We start from the raw sequence: 4,655 nt of genomic DNA, 5'->3' as shown, positions 1-4,655 counted from the left end.
GCCCGAACACTCAGGACTCAATCTGGTGCAACACAATTATTTTTATTTCCAGCCCCCGTCAAGAGGCACGTCTCAAGCGTCTGATTTGCAATAAGAAATGTTGCTCAATTTAAGAACCTGTCAAGTGCGTCAAAATGGTGAGCGGTCGCCACATTTTGGTGATTTGAGATATTTACCTTTATAAATCAATAGGTTAATCACGATATAAGCTTATAAAAAATCTTCTTGCTCAATCGAAAAACTCGGGCTAGTTTCTATTCCTGTCACCGATGACAGGATTTAATCAATCATCGGCAAGCAGCATTACAACACTTAGAACTGGCACAAGCCGGTCAAGCCTGTGAGGAATTCGACATGTCGCTGTTGATCCGTGGCGCCACCGTTATTACCCATGATGAACGTTACCGCGCCGATGTTTTATGCGCAGGCGGTCTGATTCGCGCCATTGGCACGAACCTGGATATTCCCGCCGGCACTGAAATACTCGACGGCAGCGGTCAATACCTGATGCCCGGCGGCATCGACCCTCACACCCACATGCAATTGCCCTTCATGGGCACGGTGGCCAGTGAAGACTTTTTCAGTGGCACAGCGGCGGGCCTGGCGGGCGGCACCACGTCGATCATCGACTTTGTGATTCCCAACCCGCAGCAATCCTTGATGGAAGCCTTTCACCAGTGGCGCGGCTGGGCGGAAAAATCCGCTGCCGACTACGGCTTTCACGTGGCGATCACCTGGTGGAGCGAACAGGTGCGCGAAGAAATGGCCGAGCTGGTCAGCCACCATGGCATCAACAGCTTCAAGCATTTCATGGCCTACAAGAACGCAATCATGGCGGCCGACGACACGCTGGTGGCGAGCTTCGAACGCTGCCTGGAACTCGGCGCGGTGCCGACGGTGCACGCAGAAAACGGCGAGTTGGTGTATCACCTGCAACGCAAGCTGATGGCCCAGGGCATCACCGGGCCGGAAGCGCATCCGCTGTCGCGCCCATCGCAAGTGGAAGGCGAAGCGGCCAGCCGCGCGATCCGCATCGCCGAGACCATCGGCACGCCGCTGTACCTGGTGCATGTTTCCACCCAAGAGGCCCTCGACGAAATCACTTACGCTCGGGCCAAGGGCCAGGCGGTATACGGCGAAGTGCTCGCCGGCCACCTGTTGCTGGACGACAGCGTGTACCAACACCCCGACTGGCAAACCGCCGCCGGCTACGTGATGAGCCCGCCCTTCCGCCCGCGCGGGCATCAGGAAGCGCTGTGGCACGGCCTGCAATCGGGCAACCTGCACACCACCGCCACCGACCACTGCTGCTTTTGCGCCGAGCAAAAAGCGGCCGGCCGCGACGACTTCAGCAAGATCCCCAACGGCACCGCCGGGATCGAAGACCGCATGGCGCTGTTGTGGGATGAAGGCGTGAATACCGGGCGCCTGTCGATGCAGGAATTCGTCGCGCTGACCTCCACCAACACGGCGAAGATCTTCAACCTCTACCCACGCAAAGGCGCGATCCGCGTGGGCGCCGATGCCGACCTGGTGCTGTGGGACCCGGAGGGCACGCGGACCATTTCCGCCAAGACCCACCATCAGCAAGTCGACTTCAACATCTTTGAAGGCAAGACCGTGCGCGGCGTGCCGAGCCACACCATCAGCCAGGGCAAGCTGGTCTGGGCCGACGGCGACCTGCGCGCCGAGCGCGGTGCCGGACGGTACGTGGAACGGCCGGCGTATCCGTCGGTGTTTGAGCAGTTGAGCAAGCGGGCTGAGCATTCCAGGCCCGTTGCTGTGAAACGCTGAGAGCGGCCTTCGGCCTATCGCGGGCAAGCCCGGCTCCCACATTTTGATCTGCGAACACATTCAAGTGTGGGAGCTGGCTTGCCTGCGATGGCGCCAGTACAGGCAACAAAAATGCCCGCCAGAGGCAATCCAAAAAAACCGTGAGGCAAACACCGTGATCCAGACCCTGACCCACCTCCCCCATTCCCATGAAGATGGGGCGACACTCGCCAGCTATTTCACCGACCTGGCACCGCCGCTCAATTCACGTCAGGCGCAATTGGAAGCCTCGCGCTGCCTGTATTGCTACGACGCACCGTGCGTAAACGCGTGCCCCAGCGAGATCGACAGCCCCTCGTTCATTCGCAATATCCACACCGAAAACGTGCAAGGCGCGGCGCAGAAAATCCTCTCGGCCAATATCCTCGGCGGCAGTTGCGCGAGGGTCTGCCCCACCGAAATCCTCTGCCAGCAAGCCTGCGTGCGCAACAACGCCGAAGAATGCGCGCCGGTGCTGATCGGCCTGTTGCAACGCTACGCCATTGATAACGCGCACTTCAGCGAACACCCGTTCCAGCGTTCCGCACCCACCGGCAAGCGCATCGCCGTGGTCGGCGCCGGGCCCGCCGGGTTGGCCTGTGCACATCGCGCGGCCTTGCACGGCCATGACGTGGTGATCTTCGAAGCACGGGAAAAAGCCGGCGGCTTGAACGAATACGGAATCGCCAAGTACAAGCTGGTGGATGATTTTGCCCAGAAGGAACTGGATTTCCTGCTGCAGATCGGCGGCATTGAAATTCGCCACGGCCAACGCCTGGGCGACAACCTGACCTTGAGCGAACTGCACCAGCAATTCGATTCGGTGTTCCTCGGCCTCGGCCTTGCGGCGAGCAAACACCTCGGTTTGCCCCACGAGGACGCGCCTGGCCTGCTCGCCGCCACCGACTACATCCGCGAACTGCGCCAGGCCGATGACCTCACTCAACTGCCCCTGGCCGATCGCTGCATCGTGCTTGGCGCCGGCAACACCGCCATCGACATGGCCGTGCAAATGGCCCGCCTCGGTGCCCGCGACGTGAACCTGGTGTACCGCCGTGGCCTTGCCGACATGGGCGCCACCGGGCACGAACAAGACATCGCCAAAGCCAATCAGGTACGCCTACTGACCTGGGCCCAACCGGAAGAAGTGCTGCTCGATGAACAAGGCCATGTACGCGGTATGCGCTTCGCCCGTACGCGCCTGGAAAACGGACGCCTGCACCCCACCGGCGAGACCTTCGAACTGGCTGCCGACGCGATATTCAAAGCCATCGGGCAAGGTTTTGACAGCGAGGCGCTGCACGATCCGCTGGCCCAGCAACTGCACCGTGTGGGCGAACGCATCTTCGTCGACGAACAGCTGCAAACCAGCATCCCGGGCGTCTATGCCGGTGGCGATTGCGTCAGCCTCGGCCAGGACCTCACCGTGCAAGCGGTGCAACACGGCAAGCTGGCCGCCGAAGCCATGCACGCCCAACTCATGCTGAATGTGGAGGCTGCGTAATGGCCGATCTCTCGATTGTGTTCGCCGGTATCAAAGCCCCCAACCCGTTCTGGCTGGCCTCCGCGCCGCCCACCGACAAGGCCTACAACGTGGTCCGCGCCTTTGAAGCCGGCTGGGGCGGCGTGGTCTGGAAAACCCTCGGTGAGGACCCGGCGGCGGTCAACGTGTCATCACGCTACTCGGCGCATTACGGCGCCAACCGGGAAGTGCTGGGCATCAACAACATCGAGCTGATTACCGACCGTTCCCTGGAGATCAACCTGCGGGAAATCACCCAGGTGAAAAAGGACTGGCCCGACCGCGCGCTGATCGTGTCGCTGATGGTGCCGTGCGTCGAAGAATCGTGGAAAACCATCCTGCCACTGGTGGAGGCCACCGGCTGCGACGGCATCGAACTGAACTTCGGCTGCCCCCACGGCATGCCGGAACGCGGCATGGGCGCGGCGGTGGGCCAGGTCCCGGAGTATGTGGAACAGGTGACGCGCTGGTGCAAGACCTACTGCTCGCTGCCGGTGATCGTCAAGCTCACGCCGAACATTACTGATATTCGGGTGGCGGCGCGTGCGGCGTATCGCGGCGGCGCGGATGCGGTGTCGCTGATCAACACCATCAACTCCATCACCAGCGTGGACCTGGAGCGCATGGTTGCGCTGCCCATGGTCGGCACCCAAAGCACCCACGGCGGCTATTGCGGCTCGGCGGTCAAGCCGATTGCCTTGAACATGGTCGCCGAAATTGCCCGCGACCCACAGACCCAAGGCCTGCCGATCTGCGGGATTGGCGGCATCGGCAACTGGCGTGATGCGGCGGAATTCGTCGCCCTGGGCTGCGGCGCAGTGCAGGTGTGCACGGCCGCGATGTTGCACGGGTTTCGGATTGTGGAAGAAATGAAAGATGGGTTGTCGCGCTGGATGGACAGCCAGGGCTACAAAAGCTTGCAGGAGTTTTCCGGGCGCGCAGTGGGCAATACGACGGATTGGAAGTACCTGGATATCAATTATCAGGTCATCGCCAAGATCGATCAGGAAGCCTGTATTGGTTGCGGCCGTTGCCATATCGCCTGTGAAGACACCTCACACCAGGCCATCGCCAGTTTGAAACAGGCCGATGGCACGCATAAGTACGAGGTGATCGACGATGAATGCGTGGGCTGCAACTTGTGCCAGATCACCTGTCCGGTGGCGGACTGCATCGAGATGGTGCCGATGGACACCGGCAAGCCGTTTTTGAATTGGACGCAGGATCCGCGCAACCCGTACCGGGAGGCTGTGTAGTCCTTCAGATTGCTATCGCAGGCAAGCCACCTCCCACATGTGACTGTGTTCACCTATCAAAATGT

The 4,655-nt window shown here is 60.7% G+C and carries 3 protein-coding genes; all 3 read left to right on the top strand.

The genetic code is table 11. The features are described 5' to 3' along the window. Positions 1-354 precede the first annotated feature (354 nt). The 3 genes from hydA to preA all read left to right on the top strand — a co-directional run bounded on the left by hydA (position 355) and on the right by preA (position 4,590). Positions 355-1,794, top strand: coding sequence for a dihydropyrimidinase (hydA, locus tag WBB95_RS14855; protein WP_424488272.1), 1,440 nt, complete (start codon positions 355-357; stop codon positions 1,792-1,794). Between the two features lie 154 nt (positions 1,795-1,948). Continuing rightward, a complete protein-coding gene (locus WBB95_RS14850; protein WP_424488271.1) occupies positions 1,949-3,316 on the top strand; it encodes an NAD(P)-dependent oxidoreductase in 1,368 nt (455 codons plus the stop codon). Then, positions 3,316-4,590 (top strand): NAD-dependent dihydropyrimidine dehydrogenase subunit PreA, encoded by a 1,275-nt coding sequence (preA, locus tag WBB95_RS14845; RefSeq protein ID WP_424488270.1) that lies wholly within the window; start codon positions 3,316-3,318, stop codon positions 4,588-4,590. Before WBB95_RS14850 ends, preA begins: the two co-directional genes overlap by 1 nt. Positions 4,591-4,655 lie beyond the last annotated feature (65 nt).

This window comes from Pseudomonas sp., from assembly GCF_049645325.1.
Lineage (GTDB): Bacteria > Pseudomonadota > Gammaproteobacteria > Pseudomonadales > Pseudomonadaceae > Aquipseudomonas.
Note: the sequence above shows the minus strand (reverse complement) of the source record. Positions and strands in the feature narration are given on the sequence as shown.

What these genes read in the sequence shown, in the direction of transcription:
- hydA (WP_424488272.1), top strand. Translation starts at nt 355, where the DNA reads ATGTCGCTGTTGATCCGTGGCGCCACCGTTATTACCCATGATGAACGT.
- preA (WP_424488270.1), top strand. Translation starts at nt 3,316, where the DNA reads ATGGCCGATCTCTCGATTGTGTTCGCCGGTATCAAAGCCCCCAACCCG.